Consider the following 22,712-nt stretch of genomic DNA (forward strand, 5'->3'; position numbering starts at 1 on the left):
CGCAATGGTCGCGTTACCTTCAAAGAATGAGAGCAGGATGCTTGCCACAATAAGAAACTACCCCCGCACCGTTAACCTGTTGCTGAGCGCCACGTTGCTGCTGACGCTGGCCAAGGCGATTACGTTTCCCTACTTGGTGATCTACCTCACCCATCATTTCACCCTCGACATCACGCAAGTTGGCCTGGTGATCGGCAGCTCGTTGATCGTCGGCTCGCTGCTCAGCGTGTATGGCGGTTTTCTGGTCGACCGCATCAACAGCTATCGGTTATTGCTCTGGATGAGCGTGCTGTTTGTGCTGGGGTTTATTGGCACGCTGCTGGCGCAGAACATCTGGACGTTTTATAGCTGCCTGATCCTGATCAACCTTGCGTACGCGGTCATCGATATTGCGGTGAAGGCCGGCTTTGCGAGTCTGCTGCCGGAAGACGCGCGCAGCGAAGTGTTTTCCATCAAGTACACCCTTACCAACATTGGCTACGCGGTCGGGCCGTTTTTCGGTGCGATGGTGGCGAAGATGGATATCAGTCTGCCGTTTATGTTATCGGCCCTGCTGGGGGCGGGGTTTTTCCTGCTGTATTGGCGCTGGGGCGATCGCACGTTAACCACAGTGGACGTGGCGCAAAAGTCGGTGTCGTTTCTTGCCGTTGGCCGTGTATTGCTGCAGGACCGTCGGCTGGTGTGCTTCACGATGGGCGGTGTGCTCAGTGCAGTCGTGTTCGGCCAGTTCACGGCCTACCTGTCGCAGTACCTGGTGATCACCACCACAGCGCAACACACTTACACCGTGATCAGCGCCGTGCTCACCACCAACGCGGTGATGGTGATCGCTTTGCAATATGTGATCGGCCGGCGGATATCACACCGTTATTTGAGCCAGTGGCTCATCTTCGGCTTGAGCATGTTCATGTTGGGGGTGATCGGCTTTGCGCTGTCCACCAGCGTGCTGTGGTGGGTGCTGGCAATGGCGGTGTTCACGGTGGGGGAGATTATCGTGTTCCCGGCCGAATACATGTTTATCGACCGGATTGCCCCGGACCATTTTAGGGGCATGTACTACGGCGCGCAGAACCTGTCCAACCTCGGCGCAGCCCTGGGGCCGGTGTTGTGTGGGCTGGTACTGGCCAACCTGCCGGCCCACATGATGTTCTACATGCTGGGGATGTTTATCGTGGCCGGCGGTGTGTTCTATTTCATTGGTTCGTCGTTGAAGGGAAGTCATTCAGCGTGAGCTTGCCCATGGTGTTGCTCTGCAGTTCGTAGCGCAGTTCTTCCACCATTTTTTCCACTTCTATCGGGGTCTGCAGCCGGTTGGTGCTGATCCCGGTTACCACCAGATCAACCCGGCCGGTATCGGCGTCGTAGACCTTGAGGGTCAAGGACGCATCCCGGCACAGGGTGAACTCGCAGGTCAGTGGCGACAGGCCTTCTTCGATGCAATTTCGCAGTTGGGCGAGGGTAAACATGCGTGTTCCTTCAGGGCATCCAGTTAGATGCCTTGAAGGTTATTGCTTACGCCGCCCCGCCATAAGTTGAATTCGCACTAGCTGCACTAGTGCATTTGCACTGTCAGGGCTTGTTTTTCAGACGCAGTTCACTCGCGAACAGCCCGCGTTCGCGGGCCCAAACGATGGCCGCGCTGCGGCTGTGCACCCCCAATTTCGAGTACACCGTGGCCACGTGGTTGCGCACGGTGTTGGGCGCCAGTTTCAGGCGTGAGGCGATCTCTTTGTCGGCCAGTCCTTCACAGATCAAGCCCAGCACATCGCGCTCGCGGGCGGTGAGGTCGGTGAAGTTGACATTAGGCAGGTTGGGGCTGTTGACGCTCTTGGCGTTAGCCAGCTTTTCGATCAGGGTCTGGCTGAACCAAGAGGCGTCCTGCATCACTTCCTCGATGGCCGCCACCAACTCCAGTTCCGAGCGCTTGCGTTCGGTGATGTTCATCAGCACCAGCAGGTAGCAGGGCACGTCTTGGATGATCACGGTGTCGGCGGAAACCACGCAGTCGATCACTTCGTTGCCCTTTTTGCGCACCTTGAGGTCCTGGCCATCCAGGTTGCCGGCTTTTTCCAGGGTGGTGAACAACTGTGTGCCTGCCTGGGGGCTGTCGATAAAGTCGATGTCTTCGATGGACTTACCGATCAGTTCTTCGCTGATATAGCCAGTGATGTTCATAAAGGCTTCGTTGACGTCCACCACCTGGCGGTTAGCGGCGTTACACACCAACGTGGGCACCGGCGTGAGGCGGAACGATTTGGCGAAACGTTCTTCACTTTGGCGCAGGGCCACTTCGGCCTTGCGTCGAGGCTCAAGGTCGGTGAACGAAAACAGCATGCAGTCTTCTTCGTTCATGTCCAGCGGCTGGCCGGCGACGATCACCAGTTTGCTGCCGCCTTCGGGCAGTTTCAGTTCGGCCTGCATCTGCGGGATGGTCGCGCCTTCGCCCAAGCGCTGGATGGCCAGGTCTTTGCGCTCTGCCTGCTCCAGTACATCCAGTTCATACACGGACTTGCCGATGACCTGGTCGCGGTTGTGGCCGGTCATCTCCAAAAAGCCCTGGTTGACCTTGATGTAGCGCAGGTCGCTCAAGCGGCAAATCACCGCGGGCGCGGGGTTGGCGTTGAAGGTTTTTTCGAAGCGCTGCTCGGCGCTGGCCCATTCGGTGGCGTCGCTGAGGATCAACACCAGTAACTCCGGCTCGCCGTGGGAGTCAGTGATCACAAGGCTGCGCAGGCGGTGGACCCAGGTTTTGTCCGGCTCGGCGATGGGCGTGACTTCCACCACCACGTCGCTGAATTCATCGCCTGCCGCCGCGCGGGCCAATGGGTAACTATCCGGCTGTACGGGATGGTTATTGCGATAACGCAGGGTAAAACGCTCGGCGTAGGCCTGGGCGTTCGCACCCAGTGCCTCCACGTCATCCACACCGTGCATGGTCAGCGCGGCTTCATTGGCCCACAGGATGGTCTGGTCGACTTCCGCGAGGATAATCCCATCGGAGAGCCCGGAGATAATCTGCTGCAGTTGGCGGCGGTTGGTTTCTTTGGCAAGTACATCCTGGGTCATGATTTCTCCGGTGTAGGGGCGCATGGACGTACGACATCCTGCCTTCACGATAGTGCAAAGAAACTGAGTACGGGGGAGTGCGAATGCACCAGGCGCACTGGTGCATTTGGGCCATGACTGAACGTATGTCGTTTCGCCAGACTCCATCCATCAAGGCATTTCGCCTTGCCTCAACAACATGTGAAGGACCTCTGTATGACCACTGTCTATGAAACCAATCGCTCGTTGTTTCGTGTGTCCTGGAGCTCGGTGCTCGCCGGTAGTGCAATTGCCCTGGTGACCTACCTGGTCCTCAGTGTGTTGGGCACTGCCATCGGTGCCAGTGCGGTTAACCCGATGCAAGCCGGTAACCCGCTGAGCGGTTTCGGCACGGGGGCCGGGATCTGGCTGTTTGTCTCCACATTACTTGCCATCGGTGTGGGTGCCTTCGTCGCCGGCCGCACGGCCCCGGATCGTGGCGGCCTGCACGGCGTGCTGACCTGGACCGTCACCACCTTGCTTACCACCTGGCTGTTGGCAGGCTTGGCCGCCAGTGTGGTTGGCACCGCCGGTAACGTGGTTGGTAAAGGCTTGTCTGCTGCCGGTAGCGGGATTGCCGCCGCCGCGCCTGGCATCAGCGATAGCGTCAAGCAGCAACTGAACGAGCAGGGCATCCAGCTGGACTGGAAAAGCCTGCAAGGCGAACTGGACACCTTGCTCAAGCAAAGCGGCAAGCCTGAGCTGGACCCGGCCAATGTCGAGCAGAAAACCGACCAGGCTGCCGCCGATGGCAAGCAGACAGCGACTACCGCAGCGACCGATCCTGCCCAGGCCGGCGATGCGCTGAAGCAGTGGTTTGAGCGCGTCAAAGCCTCCGGTGAGCCAGCGCTTAACGCGGCTGACAAAGAAGCCTTGGTCAATATCGTTGCTGCCCGTACCGGCAAGAGCAAGGAAGAAGCCACACAGATCGTCGACAACTATGCCCAGGCTTATCAGCAAGCCATGCAGAAGGTTGACGAGCTGAAACAGCAGGCTGAGCAGAAGGCCCGTGAAGCAGGTGAAGTCGCGGCCAAGCAATTGTCCCGCGCGGCCTGGAGTACGCTGGCGATGCTGTTGCTGGGTGCGGCGTTGAGCTTCTTTGTAGGGCGCATGGCATTGACTAACCGTCGCGTGCCGTTGGCTTAAGGCTATGTTGTGGCGAGCGAGCAAGCTCGCTCGCCACAACAAGCTCGCTTGCCACCAGGAGTGATGGGTATTTGGGCGTTGGCACTTGCCAAGTCCCGCTGATTCTGGGAAAACCCGGCCCTTTCGCCTTCAACGAGAACCCCCATGAGCAACAACGAACTCCAGATCACCGACACCCGCCCTGGCACCGGCAAAGCCGTCGTCAAGGGCGCGCTGATCACCACTCAATACACAGGCACCTTGGAAGATGGCACGGTGTTCGATTCGTCTTGGGAGCGGGGCAAGCCGTTCCAGTGTGTGATCGGTACTGGTCGTGTCATCAAAGGTTGGGACCAGGGCTTGATGGGCATGCAGGTGGGTGGTGTGCGTACGTTGTACGTGCCGGCGCATCTGGCTTATGGCGAGCGCTCCATGGGCGCGCATATCAAGCCCAACAGCAATCTGCGCTTTGAGATCGAGTTGTTGGAAGTACTGACGCGGGATGAATGAGAAGAGTCGAGCGATATGGATATCAACTGCACCATCAAGGACGTTTATATAGTTGAACTGGGGACCGGCGATGAGGCTTAGCTCCAGCGTTTTTTTGAGCGGGCGCCGGATTACTTCATGGCGGTTAACGGCGAGCCTGCCAGGCCAACCGAAGCGCACGAAGCGTTGCAGAACCAGCTTCCCCCGGGCTGGCGTTGCAGCCGGATCTACTGGTTGGGTTATCGCGGTGCGGACGGGCAACTGGTCGCCGTGGTGAATATTGCGGCCGATTTGCTCGCAGATGGCGTATGGCATATCGGTCTGCTGCTGGTGGATGCCCGTTTTCATGGCACTGGACTGGCGCAGCAGGTGCATGCGGATCTTCAAGCGTGGGCGATCGAAAATGGCGCTCGGTGGCTGCGGCTGACAGTGGTTGTTGGCAATTCCAAGGCCGAGCGTTTCTGGCCGAAGCTCGGCTATGTCGAGGTGCGCACCCGCGAGGGAATCAGGATGGGCCGCCAGGTGAACCATGTGTCGATCCAGGTCAAGGTTCTGGCCGAAGGGCAGCTTGATGGGTATCTGGCATTGGTTGCCCAGGATCGCGCCCTCCCACATTTTGATCCTCAGTGAGCTCAGGAAAACGCCTACCTGAACCCATCCTGAAGAATCTTCTTATTCATCATGCGGAAACTTTCCTACGGTTTACTCTCCTGAAGTCGGGGCGTAAGCTTCGCGCGTTTTCATCAATAGCGGAGACCCTCAGTGGGTACTTGTTCGAGTGACAGTAGTCGGCCGGTTTCGGTAACCGGCATAGGCTTGGCAAGGTAACGCGCATTTATCCGATGCCGTTGTCTCGCCATCAAAGCGAGAAGCGGCATCCCGACAGCGGCCAGTTCTGGTGCTGTCTCGATCCTCTTTCATCGACGCTGACCAGCACCTGAGTGACCTCAGGATGCTACGGACGCGCCTGCCTTTTGCGGTGGGCGGGCCAAGCTGACTGCGCCTGTCTGACAGGCGTGGTGCGCAGCGGCAGTACCTGCACGACGGTTTTTCCTCGCGCAGGAGTAACACCATGAACCTCACTCTGTTGAAAGAGTTCTTCGCCGGCTTCCTGCGGACCCGGCACATCGCCCGGCACTTCCGTCGCCTGGCCATGCTCGAAACCGTCACCGACGCCAGCGTCAGCCGCGAAGTGCCGCCGACCCTGGCGCAAACCCTGGTGGCCGCGGCCAATAGCAGCACCACGCAATTGCTCGGCACGTTGGGCAGTCATGCCGAGGGCTTGAACACCCAGGAAGCCGATGCCCTGCGTGTGCAACACGGCCTCAATGAAGTCGAGCACGAGCAGCCGCTGCCGTGGTGGGTGCATCTGTGGCACTGCTACAAAAACCCCTTCAACCTGTTGCTGACCTTGCTGGCGGTGATCTCCTGGCTGACCGAAGACATGAAGGCCGCCACGGTGATTTTCTCCATGGTGGTGCTCTCGACGCTGCTGCGTTTCTGGCAGGAGGCCAAGTCGAACAAGGCCGCCGATGCCTTGAAAGCCATGGTCAGCAACACCGCCACGGTGCTGCGCCGTGATGAGGCAAAGCGCGTCGAGTTGCCGATCAAGCAGTTGGTGCCCGGCGACCTGATCGTGCTGTCGGCCGGCGACATGATTCCCGCCGATTGCCGCGTGCTCAGTGCCAAGGACCTGTTTGTGAGCCAGGCGGCGATGACCGGTGAGTCGATGCCGGTGGAGAAGTTCGCCCAGCATCAGGACGCCAATACCCGCAATCCTCTGGATCTGGACAACATCCTGTTCATGGGCACCAACGTGGTGTCCGGTGCGGCGACGGCGGTGATCCTGACCACCGGCAATAACACCTACTTCGGTGCCCTGGCCCAGCGCGTGACCGCCACTGATCGCGCTACCACCTCGTTCCAGCATGGGGTGAACAAAGTCAGTTGGTTGCTGATCCGCTTTATGTTTGTGATGGCGCCGTTGGTGCTGTTTATCAACGGCTTCACCAAGGGCGACTGGACCGAGGCGCTGCTGTTCGCGCTGTCGATTGCCGTGGGGCTGACCCCGGAAATGCTGCCGATGATCGTCACGTCCACCCTGGCCAAGGGCGCGGTGTTTTTGTCGCGCAAGAAGGTCATCGTCAAGCGCCTGGACGCGATCCAGAACTTCGGCGCGATGGACGTGCTGTGCACTGACAAGACCGGCACCTTGACCCAGGACAAGATTTTCCTGGCGCGCCATGTGGATGTGTGGGGTGAAGAATCCGACGACGTATTGGAAATGGCCTACCTCAACAGCTACTACCAGACTGGCCTGAAGAACCTGCTGGACGTGGCGGTGCTGGAACATGTGGAGGTGCATCGCGAGCTTAAAGTCGGCACCGCCTTCCATAAGGTCGACGAGATCCCATTCGACTTCAACCGCCGCCGTATGTCGGTGGTCGTCGCCGAGCAAGGCTTGCCGCACCTGCTGATCTGCAAGGGCGCCGTGGAGGAGATCCTCTCGGTGTGCAACAGCGTGCGCCACGGCGACACCAACGAAGCACTCACCGATGAGCTGTTGGCGCGCATTCGCCAAGTGACCGCAGCGTTCAACGAAGAAGGCCTGCGTGTGGTGGCCGTGGCTGCGCAACCGATGGAACCTGGGCGCGACACCTACAGCTTGGCAGATGAGAACAACCTGACATTGATCGGCTATGTGGCCTTCCTCGACCCGCCCAAGGAAAGCACCGCGCCTGCGCTGAAAGCCCTGAAAGCCCACGGTGTTGCGGTCAAAGTACTGACCGGTGATAACGAACTGGTCACTGCAAAAATCTGCCGCGAAGTGGGATTGGAGCAGCAAGGTCTGTTGATGGGCAACGACATCGAAGACATGACCGATGCTGAGTTGGCCAGGGCCGTGGAAACCACCAATGTGTTCGCCAAGCTGACGCCCAGCCATAAGGAGCGCATCGTGCGCCTGCTCAAGGCCAACGGGCATGTGGTGGGTTTCATGGGCGACGGCATCAACGATGCACCGGCGCTGCGCACGGCGGACATCGGTATTTCGGTGGACAGCGCGGTGGACATCGCCAAGGAAGCGGCCGACATCATCCTGTTGGAAAAGAGCCTGATGGTCTTGGAGGAGGGCGTGCTGGAGGGCCGCCGCACTTTTGCCAACATGCTCAAGTACATCAAAATGACCGCCAGCTCCAACTTCGGCAACGTGTTCTCGGTGCTGGTGGCGAGTGCGTTTATCCCGTTTCTGCCGATGCTGCCGATGCACCTGCTCGTGCAAAACCTGCTGTATGACATTTCCCAGATTGCGATCCCGTTCGACCACGTCGATGACGAGATGCTGGCCAAGCCGCAACGCTGGCAGCCTGGGGATGTGGGGCGCTTCATGCTGTTTTTCGGGCCTATCAGTTCGATCTTTGACATCACCACGTTCGCACTCATGTGGTACGTGTTCGATGCCAACACACCAGACCATCAGACGCTGTTCCAGTCGGGCTGGTTTGTGGTGGGGCTGCTGACCCAGACGCTGATCGTGCACATGATTCGCACCCCGAAAATCCCGTTCCTGCAAAGCCGTGCGGCGATGCCGTTGATGGTGATGACGGGCGTGATCATGGCCGTGGGGATCTTCCTGCCAATGGGCCCGCTGGCGCACTACTTCAAATTACAGGCGCTGCCGTCGCTGTACTTTGTGTTTTTGCCGGTGATCCTGCTGGCGTACATGGCGCTGACCCAAGCGGTGAAGGGCTACTACATCCGTAAGTTTGGCTGGCAATGAATAGGGAAGCTCTCCTATGCAAGCAATCAACAACATCAACCTCAACTCCCTGATTGACACCCTGGTCAGCCTCACCGCCGCGTTTATCCTCGGTGGCCTGATCGGTTTCGAGCGCCAGTACCGGCAGCGCACGGCGGGCCTGCGCACCAATGTGCTGGTGGCGGTGGGGGCAGCGATTTTTGTCGACATGGCCAACCGACTCGGTGGGGCGGAAGGCGCGGTGCGAGTGGTTGCGTATGTGGTGTCGGGCATCGGCTTTCTTGGTGCTGGCGTGATCATGCGCGAAGAAGGCAATGTGCGTGGCCTCAATACCGCCGCCACGCTGTGGGCGTCGGCGGCCGTGGGGGCGTGTGCCGGTGCCGACCTGGTGCTCGAAGCGTTGCTGGGCACGCTGTTTGTGCTGGCGGCCAATACCTTGCTGCGGCCAATCGTCAATAACATCAACCGCCAGCCGCTGGATGTGGTGTCGGCGGAAGTCACCAACATCCTGTATGTGATTGCCCGACGTACCCAGCAAACCGCGGTATTGGCGTTGCTGGAATCCGAACTCGCGCGCTGTAACTACCCTGCCAGTGATGTCGATGTGCGTCCGTTCGGCACCGAGGAGGTGGAAATCGAAGCCACACTGGCGGTGACGTCGGTCGACGGTGACGAGTTGGACGCCCTGGTGGTGCGGATTTCCAGGTCGACGCTGGTGGTACAGGCCTTCTGGAGCCCGAGTACCACCGAGTAACGTTCGATGACTCAACCTTGCTGTGCCGAGGAAAAGTCCTACATTTAGTCGAGATTATCCCTTCATTGGAAAAAACAGTCGGTTGTTAAGGTTGCGCGCTTGCGCCTGCTCAGGAATCAAGGCGCGGCTTTACGTGTTTACTGTTTTTTTCAAAAGGAGGGGCCTTTACTGCCTGAGTTGTTGTAGGGAGTAATCAGCACCGTTTGTCGGAACTGTTACTTTTCACAGGTAGTTGGGTCTCGCGTGATATGTAAGCGTACTGATCTTCTCAGGGGAGTCTTATGAGCAACAAAGCTTTAATAGTGGATGACCACCCTTTTATACGCGCCACCGTCAAATATCTGCTGAAGCAGGAGGGCTTCGACAAAATCTACCAGGCGGGTAACGGCGCTGACGCCATGCAGATTGCTCGCGAAACCCGCCCTGACCTAATCATTCTTGACCTGGCGATGCCTAAGCTCGGTGGGTTGGAGGTGATCAGCCGGATCAAGGCGCTGGAGCTGCCTTGCAGGATCCTGGTGCTGACCTCTTATCTGGCGGTGTTCTTTTCGACTCGTTGCATGCGCGCTGGTGCGATGGGGTTTGTCGCCAAGACAGGTGAACTTGATGAGCTGCAGAAGGCGATCAGGGCGATCAGGTCTGGCTACAGTTGCTTCCCCAGCCTGCCCACCAGTTCGGTGCGTCGCGACGATCTGCAGTCCACTGAGCAGGAGTTGGTGGCGGCGCTGTCTGACCGCGAATTGACGGTGTTGCAAAAGCTGGCGCTGGGCCTGGGTAACAAGGAGATCGCCGAGGACATGCTGTTGAGCCATAAGACCATCAGTACCTACAAAACGCGGCTCAAGGAGAAGTTGCGCATGTCCTCGGTGGTTCATCTGTCCAAGTTTGCCCAGCGCAATCATCTGATCTGAAATGATTACCTCCCGGCTGGCGAAACACGCGGCCATCCTGCTGATGGGGCTGTTGCCTTGGGCGGCGATGGCCATCGAAGCACCCCGCGACCTGAAACTGCTGGGTCACTCCACTTTTGCAAACCCTTCTGTAGTGTTGGACGAGGCCGACTGGCGCTGGCTGCGCGAGCGGCGCACGCTGTCGATGGGCGTGTCGGCCCCTGATTTCGCCCCCTTTGACCTGAGCAGCAACAACGATGAATTGGAGGGCATTACCGCAGACTATGCGGCACTGGTCGCCCAGGCACTGAATGTCTCGATCGACGTGAAGCGGTACGACACCCGCGATGAGGTGATCGATGCCCTCAAGGCCGGCGAGGTAGATTTTGTGGGGTCGGCCAATGGCTATGAGGCGGCTGACTCGGAGTTGGTACTGTCCCGTTCTTACGCTAATGACCAACCTGCGCTGGTAACGCGCGCAGGGGAAAGCCAGGCGCTGAAAGCTGACCTTTCGGGTAAGCGCGTGGCGATGCTCTACCACTACATGCAGCCCGACGCCGTTCAGACGTTTTATCCCAATGCACAGTTGCTCTTATTTGCCTCGGCCTTCGAAGCCATAGGTGCTGTCGCGTTCGGCCAGGCCGATGTGTACCTGGGGGACGCTATCAGCACTCGTTATCTGATCAACAAGAACCACCTCAACAACGTGCGCATGGCGGATTTTTCCGCACTGGAGGTCAACCCTTTCGGGTTCGCATTCGCCAAGGACAATACACGCCTGTTGGGCATCATCAACGCTGCTTTGGCCGACGTTCCGGCCAGCCAGCAGCTGGAAATCCTACGTCGTTGGAGTGCCGGTGGCAGCGGGTTTCTGGAGGCGGATCAGCTGCGCTTAAGTGAAAGCGAGCAACGCTGGCTGGAGAAGAACCCCCGGGTGAAAATCGCGGTGCTCGACAAGTTTGTGCCGCTGTCTTTTTTCAACGGGCAGGGGCAATTCGAAGGGTTGAGCGCCGAAGTGCTGTCGCGCATCAGTTTGCGCACAGGCTTGAAGTTCGATGTAGAGCGCGGCAGTTCGCTGCCCGTGCAAATTGATCAGGCCAGCGCGGGTCGTGTGGACATGCTGGCGGTCGTCACCCCGAGTGCCGAGCGGTCCGAAAAGATCCGTTTTACCCGACCTTACCTGTCCAACCCCTATGTGTTGGTGGTGCGTGCCGACGACGAGCAACTGGTGACCCTGGAAGATATGCCCGGCAAGCGCCTGGCAATCGTTAGCGGCGACAGCCTGGTCGCGCAAATCGCCAAGGACTATCCCAATATCGGGTTTGTCGACGCTCAGAACCCTGAGCAGGCAATGGAATGGGTGGCCAATGGCAGCGTCGATGCGACGGCGGTTTCGCTGATCAGCGCGCGCTACATGATCGCGCGCCATTACCTTAAGCGTTTGCGTATCACCAGTACGGTCGGGAGGGAGCCTGCGCGGATTACGTTTGGAGTCAACCGCAGCGAACTGGAGTTGTACTCGATCCTCGACAAGGCGTTGTTGAGCATTTCACCCGAAGAAATGGATGAGCTGACCAACCATTGGCGCAGCGAGATCATCATCGAAGACAACTACTGGATGCGTCACCGCAATATGATTATCCAAGGGTTCGGCTTAGCCGCGCTGCTGTTGCTGGTGACGCTGGGCTGGGTGTTCTACCTGCGTAATCTGATTCGCAAACGCGCCCAGGCCGAACGTGCTTTGAGCGACCAGATGCGTTTTATGAGTGTGCTGATTGATGGCACGCCGCACCCCATTTATGTGCGTGATCGCCTGGGTCGCTTGATGGCCTGCAATAACGCCTATCTCGATGTATTCGGGTTCAAGTTGGAAGACGTCATCGGTAAGACAGTGGTGGAAACCGATACAGGTAACCCGCCCCAGGCCCGTTCGTTTCATGCCGATTATTTGCGTTTGATGGAGTTGGGTGAGCCGCAGATCCATGACCGCGTGCTCAAGGTGCCGGGTGGTGGCGTTCTGACCATTTACCAGTGGATGCTCCCGTACCGCGATAGCAATGGCAGTGTCGTGGGCATGATTGCGGGCTGGGTGGATGTCAGCGAGCGCCAGCGCCTGTTGCGCCAGTTGCAGGAAGCGAAGGAGGAGGCTGACGCGGCCAATCGTGCCAAGACTACGTTCCTGGCGACCATGAGTCATGAAATCCGCACTCCCATGAACGCAGTGATCGGCATGATCGAGCTGGCGCTGAAGAATGCCGAACAGGGCAGGGCTGACCGGGATGCGCTGGAGGTCGCGTCGGTGGCGTCCCGGGGCATGCTGGAGTTGATCGGCGATATTCTCGACATTGCACGGATCGAATCCGGCCACCTTTCCCTTAGCCTGGAGCCAGCCAATCTGCACGAACTGTTGGCCTCCGTGGCGCGGGTGTTTGAGGGGTTGGCGAGGGACAAGGGCCTGTTGCTGCGAGTGGAACTTGACCCGTTGATAGATCGACCCGTGATCGTCGACCCGCTGCGCTTCAAGCAGGTGGTGTCCAATTTATTGGGCAATGCGATCAAGTTCACCGCCTCCGGTCAAGTGTCGCTGGGCGCCCAGGGCGTACCTGTGTTGGACAGTGACCAACTGAACGTGCGGTTGTGGGTGGAGGATTCGGGCATTGGCATCAGCGCCGAAGACCAGCAGCGCTTGTTCAACCCCTTTATCCAAGGCAGTAATAATGAGCAGCCAGGGCGAAGTGGGTCGGGTCTGGGGTTGGTGATCAGCCGTAACCTGTGCGAGATGATGGGCGGTCAACTGCATTTGAGTAGCGTGCTGGGCAAGGGCACGCGAGTGGACGTGACATTGGCGCTTGCGATGACCACCGCCGTGCCGGTCTCTGCACCGGTCCCGCATATACCGCCCGCCCGTGGGTTAAACATTCTGGTGGTGGATGATTACCCAGCCAACCGCTTGTTGCTGGCTCGACAACTAAGTTTTCTGGGGCATCGCATCACTTCGGCAGAGGACGGTGCACAAGGATTTGCACTGTGGCAGGCCGGACATTTTGATGGCGTGATCACCGATTGCAATATGCCCTTCAAGGACGGTTACGCGTTGGCGCGTGACATTCGTGCACAAGAGCACCAGCTTGGGTTGACGCCGTGCCTGTTACTTGGGTTCACCGCCAACGCACTGCCGCAAGAGGCTGAACGCTGCCGGCAAGCAGGCATGGACGGTTGCCTGTTTAAACCTACCGGTCTTGAAGACTTGCGCTTGGCCTTGGCACCACGGACCGCCGGAGTCGCCACGGATAACGCCGGAGCAGCGTTTGATTTAAGCCCGCTGCTCACGCTGACGCAGGGCGATGACGATGCTCTCAGCGAACTGCTGACGCCTTTGCTGGACAGCCTCGAAGAGGACCGTGCTTTGCTGTCGACGCTGAAAGGGCAAGGCGCTTTCGCCAAGCTTCACGACCTGGCTCATCGTGTCAAAGGAGGCGCGCGCTTGGTCAAGGCTGAGGTGCTGACCTCCTGCTGCGAGACCTTGGAGGGCGCATGTGAGCGGCGTGATAGGGGGGCGTTGGACGCTGCAGTTGAGTCCGTAGACGCGGCCATCGAACAGTTGCAGCACGGCCTGAGTCGTTATGGCAATCAGGCTTGACTGAGGAGGAGGGCCATTCGGTTGATTTGGGAGAACTCCTACGCGAAGCGGGAATATGCCTGATTTTGTCTTCGGGATATGTCTGGAAAATAGGCGGCGCTCACTGACGAGCGCTGCCTGCCCAGGTGTTTGCCATGCCGAACAAAGCACTGACCATCCTGATTGCTGATGAACAACACCTGCAACGGTTGTACATCGAAAAAATGCTCAATCAGTTGGGGTACCACCGGATCGTGCCGGTACAAACCTTCGAAGAAGTCCAGATACTCACGGCTATCCCAGCCGAACCCTTTGACGTGCTGATTATCAGCGCGGGTTTGATAACCCATGGCTGCGGGCCCCAGCCCCAGGTGCGCCATGTACTGGTCTACGATCACCTGGATTTGGGGGCACCCTGCGGCGCAACATCGGCGGTGGTGGTACGGCTTCCCGGTGTGCCGGACAACGTCAATCTCGAACATTTCATGGACATTATCGACCCACCCGAGGCCACGGTCGGCCTGCGGGTGTTGCCGTGGCTGCGCGAATTATCGCGCAAAACGGTGGCCGGGGTTTAGTCCCACTTCGGCGCGATGCCCTTGGGGCTGGTCAAGCGGTGGCCACGTTCCAGCCCGGCAATCTGCGCCATATCGGCAGGGCTCAAGGTCAGCTGCATGGCCTTGAGGTTGCTTTCCAGATTGGCGTGTTTGGTTGACGATGGGATGACCGCGTAACCCAACTGCATGGCCCAGGCCAGGGCGACTTGTGCCGGGGTGGCTTGGTGGTGCTTCGCGATCTGCTGGATCACGGGGTCTTTGAGCACTTCGCCGTAAGCCAGAGTCATGTATGAGGTGATCTGGATACCGTTGGCGGTGGCAAAATCCACGACGTGCTGGTTTTGCAGGTAGGGGTGCAGTTCGATTTGGTTGGTAGCGATGTGCTCGGCGCCCACGGCTGCGATGGCCTGCTTCATCAGGTCGATGGTGAAGTTGGAAATACCAATCTGGCGCGTCAGGCCCATGCGTTTGGCTTCCAGCAACTGCCCCATGAACTCGGCGACGGGCACTTGGTCTTCCGGCGATGGCCAGTGGATCAGGGTCAGGTCCAGGTAATCGGTCTTGAGCTTGCGCAGGCTTTCCTTGAGGCTTGGGATCAGTTGGCCTTCGGCGAAATTGGCGATCCAGATCTTGCTGGTGATAAACAGCTCATCCCTTGGGATGCCACTGTCGGCGATAGCTTGGCCGACATCTGCTTCGTTCTCGTAGATTTGCGCGGTGTCGATGGCGCGGTAGCCCAGTTCAAGGCCGGTGCTGACGGAGTCGATCACCACTTGGCCTTGCAGGCGAAAGGTGCCGAGGCCGAAGGCGGGGACTTTTTGCGTGAGGATAGACATCAGTAACTCCATTAGGGCTGTAGGCAATGGAGTCAAGTATCCCCTCGTCGTTCCTTTGCAAACACAGTCGAATCCGAAAAGGACTCTTGACTGAATGTCACGAATGGCAAGTGTGTGGGGCTGGGGCATGAGGCGCTGTACCCACTGTAGCAGCGCCTTGAACGATCAATCTTAAGCGCGCAGGCGCTCGGCAGCCGCTCGCAACAACTGCTCGGTGGCGGTCCAGCCCAGGCAGCCGTCTGTCACTGACACACCGTATTTCATCGAAGGGCTCAACGGCTGGCAGCCTTCGAACAAATGGCTTTCGAGCATCATGCCGATCAGCGAGGTGTCACCCTGCAAGCGTTGCTCCAGCACGTCATTGAAGACGGCCGGCTGACGCAGCGGATCCTTGCCGCTGTTAGCGTGGCTGCAATCGACCATGATCCGTGGCATGACCTTGGATTGGGTCAGGCCGTGCTTCACCTCTGCCACGCTCTGAGCATCGTAGTTCGGCCCACGGTGACCACCGCGCAGCACCAGGTGGGTATCGGGGTTACCTGAGGTCTGAATGATGGCCGGGTGGCCCTGGCTGTCGACGCCGAAGTGGCGGTGCGGATGGGACGCCGAACGCATGGCGTCACAGGCAATCGCGACGCCGCCGTCGGTGCCGTTCTTGAAGCCCACGGGCATGCCCAGGCCGCTGGCCATTTCGCGGTGGATCTGCGATTCCGTGGTGCGCGCGCCAATCGCCACCCAGCTGAGCAGGTCATCGAAGTAGCCGGCGGCCATGGGTTGCAGCAGTTCAGTGGCGACGGGCAGGCCCAGGCGTAGCATCTCGCGCATCAATTCGCGTGACAGGGTTAAACCGGCGGCCATGTCATCACTGCCATCCAGGCGAGGATCGTAGGCCAGGCCTTTCCAGCCGATCGTCGTGCGTGGTTTTTCGACGTAGGCGCGGATCACCAGCAACATCTGGTCACTGACCTCAAGGGCCAGTTTCTTCAGGTTGCGGGCGTATTCCATGGCCGATTCCGGGTCGTGGATCGAGCATGGGCCGACGATCACCAGCAAGCGGGAATCTTCGCCATTGAGGATGGCGCGCACGGCTTGGCGATGGGCGTGGATCTGTTCAGTGAGGAACGGGCTGAGGGGCAGTTGGTGCTTGAGCTCAAGGGAGCTGGGCAGACGCTGGGTCAGGGTTTCATTGGCGCAAGTCAGAGCGGCAACGGGTAGAGCGGCGACGGAGGAATTCATATTCAAGGCTTCCTGGTCAAGCGGCGGGCTATTCCCGCGCGCTTGGCCTACTGGGGTGTTCGACAATTGGCCGTATCGGCTACGTGTGTTGGCTTGCCACCAATAGGTGACCGATCGGAGGCGGCAGGCTGTCCCGAGCGGAGCTTGCTAAATCGCCATGCAGTGCAAGTGTCGTAGCGGTAATAGGTGGCGTAGTTCATGTCGTGATTCCTTTAAGTGTTCTTGACCAAGTTGAAAAGTGTATGGAGGCCTGAAAAACAAAACCCCCGGTCGGGGAGCCGACCGGGGGTTAGATTTCTCTGGTAGGCGACCCCTTGAGTAGTGGGCGCCGATTTCAGGTATCAGGCGCGCCAGTGGCTAAACCAATACCCAAAATAAAAGCTGACCAGTGCGCTCGAACCGTTCACACGGGTAGCCGACACCGAGCGCTGGGCGCTGGCAGCAGGGCAAACCTGAGTGTGGGTGAGTTGCAACATGGTGTGTCTCCAAATGATGGTCGGAGCTTACTAGAGGCAAGCAGGGAGATTCAATCAGTAATTTCTATTGTATGGGGGTACTTACGGCTATGGGGTGAGTGCCGATATGCTGGTCACACTCACATACCGATTGCTTGGACGCGACCATGACTGCCTTCAGCCTTGCTGCTGCTCAATCCATTTCCATTGCGGGCGATGTGCCGGCCAACATCGAACGCCACCTGGCATTTATGCGTGCTGCAGCGGAGCAGGGGGTGCAACTGCTGGTGTTCCCCGAGTTGTCGTTGACGGGCTATGAGCCGTCGCTGGCCGCTGAACTGGCGATTGCGCCAGAGGATCGGGTGCTGGCGCCCTTGCGTGAAATGGCGCAGGAGCTGCGACTGACGGCGGTGGTGGGTATGCCGATCCGACTGGCGCCAGAGGCGGGTGTGTTGATCGGTGCTCTGGTGCTGGGCGCGGACGGCTCCCTGGCGGTCTATACCAAGCAACATCTGCATGACGGCGAAGAAGCCGCGTTTGTCCCAGGGCAGGGCGGTGCTGTTGTTGAATTTGGGGCTGACCGGATTTCACTGGCGGTGTGTGCAGACTTTTCCCACGCCAGTCATCCGCGTGCTGCGGCGCAAGTGGGCGCCACTGTCTATGCCGCCGGTGTGCTGATCAGTGAAGGCGGCTACGCAACTGACAGTGCGCTGCTCCAAGGCTACGCCGCTGAATATGGCTTGCTGGTGTTGATGGCGAATCATGGTGGGCCTTCGGGTGGCTGGGCCTGCGCGGGTCGCAGTGCGATCTGGGCCGCCGATGGCAGTTTGCTTGCTGTTGTGCCCGGGGTAGGGAATGCGCTGCTGATCGCGAGTCGCCACGCCGAGCGTTGGACCAGCCAAGTGATAGCTCTGTAAATGGCCTTTCACCTGCGCGCTGCGACCGACCAGGACCTGTCCTTTGCACGAACGCTGACCCAACAAGCCATGGCCCGCTATTACGTTCAGTACGGGTTGTGGTGGTCCAACGATGGCTTCGACACCGCGTGGGCAGGTCGGGAAAACTGGCTGATTTGCCGGGACGACACCGTTTTGGGGTTTATCAGTCTGAGCCGTGATAGCCGGGCGCTCTACATTCGGGAGTTGCATCTGCTCGAAGACTGTCGCGGGATCGGCGCCGGGAGTTGGGTATTGGCGCAGATGACGCTCAAGGCGCAGGTGCTGGGCCTGTTGCGCCTGACCGTGTTCAAGACGAATCCGGCCAAAAAACTCTATCTGCGTATGGGATTCAATATCGTGGGCGAAGAAGACTACTTCTTGCGTATGGAGCGTGTCTGCAGCTAAACCATGCGTTCGATTCTAATAAGCGCATACTGGCTTCAGGAGTTGACTTCCTGATCGGCGTTTTGGCCATCAGTCTCAGAAAGGATAATCCCTTCTTTCATACCCAAAAGGACCGCTACCTTGTGGGCCTCCCCACGCCGTCCCTTTTTGCGCCCAGCGAGCACTTGATAGGTGGTTGCCGGATCGACGCCATGTTCTCGAGCGAACGCTTGAACTGACTTGCCTTGGTGTTCCAGCCAGGCCTTGGCTTGTGCTGCGGTACGGATTCCGGGCATAGTTCAAAACCGTTCAAGTTTGTTTAAATAAGGGATGAGAGTGTCACCTCTTGGGGTGTGCCAAACAGGATCATACATCCAAATGAGTGGAATCGGTTTGCGTTTGAGGCAAGAAAGGGAGCGACTTGGTCTGTCGCAAAAAGTATTTGGTGAAATCGGAGGCGTTGAAGCCAACGCACAAGGTAAATACGAAAGTGGAGGACGTGCACCTAAAGCGGACTACTTGTCTCGCGTCGCCGCGAGAGGTGTGGATGTGCTGTACGTTTTGACTGGCGCAGCCACGCCGATTCAATTGGAAAACCTGAGCCACATCGAAGAGAAGGTACTCGGGGATTACCGCGCAATGTTCAAGGAAGACCAGGCTGCGATCCGTCGCCTGACCTCTACTTTGGCCGAGCATTCATCGTCGATGAATGGAAAAGCCAAGCCAAACCCCCAGGATTCCTGACGCTTCGCCCAGCAAATTGAGCCATCCGCCTCCCGGCGGGTGGCCGTCGCTTAACCAAACTCCATATATATGACGCGTGCAACTAGGTCTGCGCCTTGGTTTTTTGCTAAGGTGTTCGGCAACCTATAAGACCATTTCGCGAGGTGTCTGCTTGATTAGGGTGCTAGTAGTCGATGACCATGATCTCGTTCGTACAGGCATTACACGAATGCTGGCTGACATCGATGGCCTGCAAGTAGTCGGCCAGGCCGAGTCGGGGGAGGAATCCCTGATTAAGGCCCGGGAGTTGAAACCCGATGTGGTGTTGATGGACGTCAAGATGCCTGGGATCGGCGGTCTTGGTGCAACGACCAAATTGCTGCGCAGCCATCCGGACATCAAAGTCGTGGTGGTGACTGTGTGCGAGGAAGACCCGTTCCCGACACGTCTGCTGCAGGCTGGTGCTGCGGGTTACCTCACTAAAGGGGCAGGCTTGGCGGAAATGGTCCAAGCCATTCGCCTGGTGTTTGCCGGCCAGCGCTACATCAGCCCGCAGATTGCTCAGCAGTTGGCCATCAAGTCCTTCCAGCCTGTCAGCGACTCGCCGTTTGATGCACTGTCGGAGCGGGAAATCCAGATCGCCTTGATGATCGTCGGTTGCCAGAAGGTGCAGACGATTTCCGACAAACTGTGCCTCTCACCCAAGACCGTTAATACCTACCGCTATCGCATTTTCGAGAAGCTCGCCATCAGCAGTGATGTTGAATTGACCCTGCTCGCGGTGCGCCACGGCATGGTGGACGCCAGCGCCTGACATGACCACACCGTTTGATCCGAGTGCCTTTCTCTCAACCTGCAGTGGCCGCCCTGGCGTGTACCGCATGTTCGACAGCGAGGCCCGCCTGCTTTACGTCGGCAAAGCCAAGAACCTGAAGAATCGTCTGGCGAGCTATTTTCGCAAGAGCGGTCTCGCGCCGAAAACTGCCGCCCTGGTAGCGCGCATCGCCCAGGTCGAAACCACCATCACCGCCAATGAGACCGAAGCGCTGTTGCTTGAGCAGACGCTGATCAAGGAATGGCGGCCGCCCTACAACATTCTGCTGCGTGACGATAAATCCTACCCCTATGTGTTTTTATCGGACGGTAATTTCCCGCGCCTGAGCATTCACCGCGGGGCGAAGAAGGCGAAGGGCAAATACTTCGGGCCTTATCCCAGCGCTGGGGCAATTCGTGAAAGCTTGAGCCTGCTGCAAAAAACCTTTTTTGTGCGCCAGTGTGAAGACAGTTTCTACAAGAATCGCACGCGGCCTTGCCTGCAATATCAGATCAAACGCTGCAAGGCGCCCTGTGTGGGCCTGGTGGAGCCCTCGGAGTACGCCGAGGATGTGCGCCATTCGGTGATGTTCCTAGAAGGACGCAGCAATGCGCTCACCGATGAGCTATCGGCAGCCATGGAGCAGGCGGCGAGTACCTTGGATTTTGAGCGGGCTGCGGAGCTACGCGACCAGATCTCCTTGCTGCGCCGTGTCCAGGACCAACAAAGCATGGAAGGTGGCACCGGCGACGTTGACGTGATAGCGGCCTTCGTCAACCCGGGCGGCGCTTGTGTGCACCTGATCAGCGTGCGCGGCGGGCGAGTGCTCGGCAGCAAGAACTTCTTCCCGCAGACCGGTATCGACGAGGAAGTAGCCGAAGTCATGGCCGCCTTCCTGGGCCAGTACTACGTGAGCAGCCCTGAGCGCGACCTGCCGTCGGAGCTGATCGTCAACGTAGTGCACGAAGACTTCCCCACCTTGATCGAGGCGATCCACGAACTGCGTGGCCGCGAGCTGGACATCAGCCACCGCGTACGCGGCACCCGCGCGCGTTGGCAGCAATTGGCGGTGACCAATGCCGAGCAGGCCCTGAGTGCGCGCCTGGCCAACCGGCAGCATGTGGCCGCACGGTTCGACGCCCTGGCCGAAGTCCTCAATCTGGACGAGCCACCACAGCGCCTGGAGTGCTACGACATCAGCCACTCCAGCGGCGAGGCCACCGTAGCCTCCTGTGTGGTGTTTGGTCCGGAAGGGCCGATCAAGTCCGACTACCGGCGCTACAACATCGAAGGCGTGACCGCCGGCGATGACTACGCCGCCATGCACCAGGCTCTCACGCGCCGCTTCAGTAAGTTGAAGGACGGGGAGGGCAAGTTGCCGGATATCCTTCTGGTCGACGGCGGCAAGGGGCAACTGTCCATGGCCCGCGACGTGCTCAACGAGCTGGCGGTACCTGACCTGATCCTGCTCGGCGTGGCCAAGGGGGCCACACGCAAAGCGGGTTTCGAGACGTTGTACTTGAATGATGCCGCCCATGAGTTCACTTTGAAGGGCGATTCGCCCGCGCTGCATTTGATTCAACAGATTCGCGACGAAGCTCACCGTTTCGCCATTACCGGCCACCGCGCCCGCCGTGGCAAAACCCGGCGAACCTCAACTCTGGAAGGGGTGGCCGGGGTCGGCCCGACGCGACGTCGCGACTTGCTTAAACATTTTGGTGGCTTGCAGGAGCTGTCCCGTGCCAGCATTGACGAGATAGCCAAAGCACCCGGTATCAGTAAAAAGCTCGCTGAGCTGATTTATGCGAATCTGCACAGCGAATAGAATGCCTTTCCACCTCGTAGCCAGTTGTGCCGATGAATATCCCTAATCTGATCACCGTTCTACGCGTCTTGCTTATCCCGATTTTCATTTTGTTGTTCTATCTGCCGTACGAATGGAGCTACTTGGCCTCCAGTTCGGTGTTCGCCTTTGCGGCTGCCACCGACTGGCTTGACGGCTACCTGGCCCGCCGCTTGGAGCAGAGCACGCCTTTTGGCGCGTTCCTGGACCCCGTGGCCGACAAGCTGATGGTGGCTGTCGCTCTGGTCCTGCTGGTGCAGGAGCACGGTAATCTGTGGCTGACACTGCCGGCCGCGGTGATCATCGGTCGTGAGATCGTCGTCTCGGCTCTGCGCGAATGGATGGCCGAAATTGGCGCCCGCGCCCACGTAGCCGTGTCCAACATGGGGAAATGGAAAACTGCCGCGCAAATGCTCGCGCTGGTCATCCTGCTGGCGAACCCGTCGGATTTCTCCTTTTGGGTATTGCTGGGCTACGCCTTGCTGCTTATCGCCGCCGGTCTGACCCTGTGGTCGATGCTCCAGTATCTGCGCGCTGCCTGGCCACATCTGCGCACTACTGTTGAAAAGAAATAAAACTTTTTTGAATCAAGAGGTTGACGGGTGCTCAGGATTCTATAGAATGCGCATCACCAAGCGGGAATAGCTCAGTTGGTAGAGCACGACCTTGCCAAGGTCGGGGTCGCGAGTTCGAGTCTCGTTTCCCGCTCCAAGCATTACGAAAAAGCCACTCAATAGAGTGGCTTTTTTTTGCCTGTGGTTTATGGAATGGACGCTTCGGCGTCTTTTTTCGTTTCTGCGCAAAACCACTGTAAACCAGGGTAATCCCGTACGTTTGAGTAGTGTCTTATGGCGTTTTTACGGGGCGCCTGGAAATCGTATGTTGGCTTGCCTCTTCAGGTTATCGGAGGAGTATTGGGTGCTGACTCTTTAACAGGAACTCAGCAACTTTGACGGCTTGTCACCCATGCTGATCCGCCAGTTTGTGTTCCAGGTAGTGAATGTTCACACCACCTTCGCAGAAGCCTTCATCACGAACCAGGTCCCGATGCAGCGGGATGTTGGTCTTGATGCCATCGACCACGATTTCGTCCAGGGCGTTACGCATACGGGCCATGGCCTCGTCGCGGGTGGCGCCCCAGGTGATCAGCTTGCCGATCAGCGAGTCGTAGTTGGACGGAACCTTGTAGCCGCTGTACAGGTGCGAAT

The 22,712-nt window shown here is 58.6% G+C and carries 20 protein-coding genes, 1 tRNA gene and 2 pseudogenes; 16 read left to right on the plus strand and 7 right to left on the minus strand.

The window, feature by feature from the left end; all coding sequences use genetic code 11:
- The first annotated feature begins 37 nt into the window (after positions 1–37).
- Positions 38–1,231, plus strand: a complete 1,194-nt coding sequence (locus tag CKW32_RS27820; RefSeq protein ID WP_095186518.1) for an MFS transporter — start codon at positions 38–40, stop codon at positions 1,229–1,231.
- Here the strand turns inward: CKW32_RS27820 and CKW32_RS27825 are convergent.
- Both CKW32_RS27825 and CKW32_RS27830 read right to left on the minus strand, forming a co-directional pair.
- Positions 1,194–1,466, minus strand: a complete 273-nt coding sequence (locus CKW32_RS27825; RefSeq protein WP_095186519.1) for a DUF1652 domain-containing protein — start codon at positions 1,464–1,466, stop codon at positions 1,194–1,196. The two genes, CKW32_RS27820 and CKW32_RS27825, sit on opposite strands and share 38 nt — an antisense overlap.
- A gap of 103 nt (positions 1,467–1,569) precedes the next feature.
- Positions 1,570–3,066: a PAS domain S-box protein gene (locus tag CKW32_RS27830; RefSeq protein ID WP_095186527.1), complete on the minus strand. Its 1,497-nt coding sequence runs from the start codon at positions 3,064–3,066 to the stop codon at positions 1,570–1,572.
- Between the two features lie 195 nt (positions 3,067–3,261).
- On the opposite strand from CKW32_RS27830, the gene CKW32_RS27835 reads away from it, so the two are divergent.
- The 8 genes and pseudogenes from CKW32_RS27835 (at position 3,262) to CKW32_RS27870 (ending at position 14,296) form a co-directional block, all read left to right on the plus strand.
- Positions 3,262–4,230 carry a hypothetical protein gene (locus CKW32_RS27835; RefSeq protein WP_032886629.1) on the plus strand — a complete coding sequence of 323 codons (969 nt, stop codon included), beginning with the start codon at positions 3,262–3,264 and terminating at the stop codon, positions 4,228–4,230.
- 144 nt (positions 4,231–4,374) lie between these two features.
- The gene (locus CKW32_RS27840) at positions 4,375–4,719 is read left to right on the plus strand and encodes an FKBP-type peptidyl-prolyl cis-trans isomerase (RefSeq protein WP_095186520.1); all 345 of its coding nucleotides are present in this window, start codon (positions 4,375–4,377) and stop codon (positions 4,717–4,719) included.
- Between the two features lie 15 nt (positions 4,720–4,734).
- Positions 4,735–5,328 (plus strand): annotated as a pseudogene (locus CKW32_RS27845) (GNAT family N-acetyltransferase).
- A 442-nt stretch (positions 5,329–5,770) separates the two neighbouring features.
- A complete protein-coding gene (mgtA, locus tag CKW32_RS27850) occupies positions 5,771–8,476 on the plus strand; it encodes a magnesium-translocating P-type ATPase (protein ID WP_095186521.1) in 2,706 nt (901 codons plus the stop codon).
- A 16-nt stretch (positions 8,477–8,492) separates the two neighbouring features.
- Entirely contained in the window at positions 8,493–9,209 is a 717-nt protein-coding gene (locus CKW32_RS27855) for an MgtC/SapB family protein (RefSeq protein ID WP_032886625.1), read from the plus strand.
- Between the two features lie 281 nt (positions 9,210–9,490).
- Positions 9,491–10,120, plus strand: a complete 630-nt coding sequence (locus tag CKW32_RS27860) for a response regulator transcription factor (RefSeq protein WP_032886624.1) — start codon at positions 9,491–9,493, stop codon at positions 10,118–10,120.
- A 1-nt stretch (position 10,121) separates the two neighbouring features.
- Entirely contained in the window at positions 10,122–13,739 is a 3,618-nt protein-coding gene (locus CKW32_RS27865; RefSeq protein ID WP_095186522.1) for a transporter substrate-binding domain-containing protein, read from the plus strand.
- 134 nt (positions 13,740–13,873) lie between these two features.
- Positions 13,874–14,296 carry a hypothetical protein gene (locus CKW32_RS27870; RefSeq protein WP_032886621.1) on the plus strand — a complete coding sequence of 141 codons (423 nt, stop codon included), beginning with the start codon at positions 13,874–13,876 and terminating at the stop codon, positions 14,294–14,296.
- Here CKW32_RS27870 and dkgB read toward each other — a convergent pair.
- The 3 genes from dkgB to CKW32_RS28705 all read right to left on the minus strand — a co-directional run bounded on the left by dkgB (position 14,293) and on the right by CKW32_RS28705 (position 16,823).
- A complete protein-coding gene (gene dkgB / locus CKW32_RS27875; protein WP_095186523.1) occupies positions 14,293–15,111 on the minus strand; it encodes a 2,5-didehydrogluconate reductase DkgB in 819 nt (272 codons plus the stop codon). The two genes, CKW32_RS27870 and dkgB, sit on opposite strands and share 4 nt — an antisense overlap.
- A gap of 171 nt (positions 15,112–15,282) precedes the next feature.
- Positions 15,283–16,347, minus strand: a complete 1,065-nt coding sequence (locus tag CKW32_RS27880; RefSeq protein ID WP_032886619.1) for a 3-deoxy-7-phosphoheptulonate synthase — start codon at positions 16,345–16,347, stop codon at positions 15,283–15,285.
- 341 nt (positions 16,348–16,688) lie between these two features.
- Complete coding sequence (locus tag CKW32_RS28705) at positions 16,689–16,823, minus strand: hypothetical protein (RefSeq protein ID WP_256585361.1); 135 nt, start codon at positions 16,821–16,823, stop codon at positions 16,689–16,691.
- A 146-nt stretch (positions 16,824–16,969) separates the two neighbouring features.
- On the opposite strand from CKW32_RS28705, the gene CKW32_RS27885 reads away from it, so the two are divergent.
- Positions 16,970–17,719 carry a carbon-nitrogen hydrolase family protein gene (locus CKW32_RS27885; RefSeq protein WP_032886618.1) on the plus strand — a complete coding sequence of 250 codons (750 nt, stop codon included), beginning with the start codon at positions 16,970–16,972 and terminating at the stop codon, positions 17,717–17,719.
- Positions 17,720–18,145: a GNAT family N-acetyltransferase gene (locus CKW32_RS27890; protein WP_095186524.1), complete on the plus strand. Its 426-nt coding sequence runs from the start codon at positions 17,720–17,722 to the stop codon at positions 18,143–18,145.
- A 35-nt stretch (positions 18,146–18,180) separates the two neighbouring features.
- On the opposite strand, the gene CKW32_RS27895 is transcribed toward CKW32_RS27890, so the two are convergent.
- Positions 18,181–18,420 (minus strand): DNA-binding protein, encoded by a 240-nt coding sequence (locus tag CKW32_RS27895; RefSeq protein WP_095186525.1) that lies wholly within the window; start codon positions 18,418–18,420, stop codon positions 18,181–18,183.
- An 82-nt stretch (positions 18,421–18,502) separates the two neighbouring features.
- On the opposite strand from CKW32_RS27895, the gene CKW32_RS27900 reads away from it, so the two are divergent.
- The 5 genes from CKW32_RS27900 to CKW32_RS27920 all read left to right on the plus strand — a co-directional run bounded on the left by CKW32_RS27900 (position 18,503) and on the right by CKW32_RS27920 (position 22,215).
- Positions 18,503–18,868 (plus strand): helix-turn-helix domain-containing protein, encoded by a 366-nt coding sequence (locus CKW32_RS27900; protein ID WP_032886614.1) that lies wholly within the window; start codon positions 18,503–18,505, stop codon positions 18,866–18,868.
- Positions 18,869–19,019: 151 nt separating this feature from the next.
- The gene (gene uvrY, locus CKW32_RS27905; protein ID WP_032886613.1) at positions 19,020–19,661 is read left to right on the plus strand and encodes a UvrY/SirA/GacA family response regulator transcription factor; all 642 of its coding nucleotides are present in this window, start codon (positions 19,020–19,022) and stop codon (positions 19,659–19,661) included.
- Between the two features lies 1 nt (position 19,662).
- Positions 19,663–21,486 carry an excinuclease ABC subunit UvrC gene (gene uvrC, locus CKW32_RS27910; protein WP_095186526.1) on the plus strand — a complete coding sequence of 608 codons (1,824 nt, stop codon included), beginning with the start codon at positions 19,663–19,665 and terminating at the stop codon, positions 21,484–21,486.
- 32 nt (positions 21,487–21,518) lie between these two features.
- On the plus strand, positions 21,519–22,079 hold the full coding sequence (gene pgsA, locus CKW32_RS27915) for a CDP-diacylglycerol--glycerol-3-phosphate 3-phosphatidyltransferase (protein WP_032886611.1): 561 nt from the start codon (positions 21,519–21,521) through the stop codon (positions 22,077–22,079).
- A 60-nt stretch (positions 22,080–22,139) separates the two neighbouring features.
- Positions 22,140–22,215, plus strand: a tRNA-Gly gene (locus tag CKW32_RS27920).
- Positions 22,216–22,464: 249 nt separating this feature from the next.
- Here CKW32_RS27920 and CKW32_RS27925 read toward each other — a convergent pair.
- Positions 22,465–22,712, minus strand: a pseudogene (locus tag CKW32_RS27925) (acetyl-CoA carboxylase biotin carboxylase subunit); the annotation flags it as partial.

The sequence above is a fragment of the Pseudomonas sp. Irchel 3H9 genome (genome assembly GCF_900187495.1).
In the GTDB taxonomy this organism is placed as follows: Bacteria; Pseudomonadota; Gammaproteobacteria; order Pseudomonadales; family Pseudomonadaceae; genus Aquipseudomonas; species Aquipseudomonas sivasensis.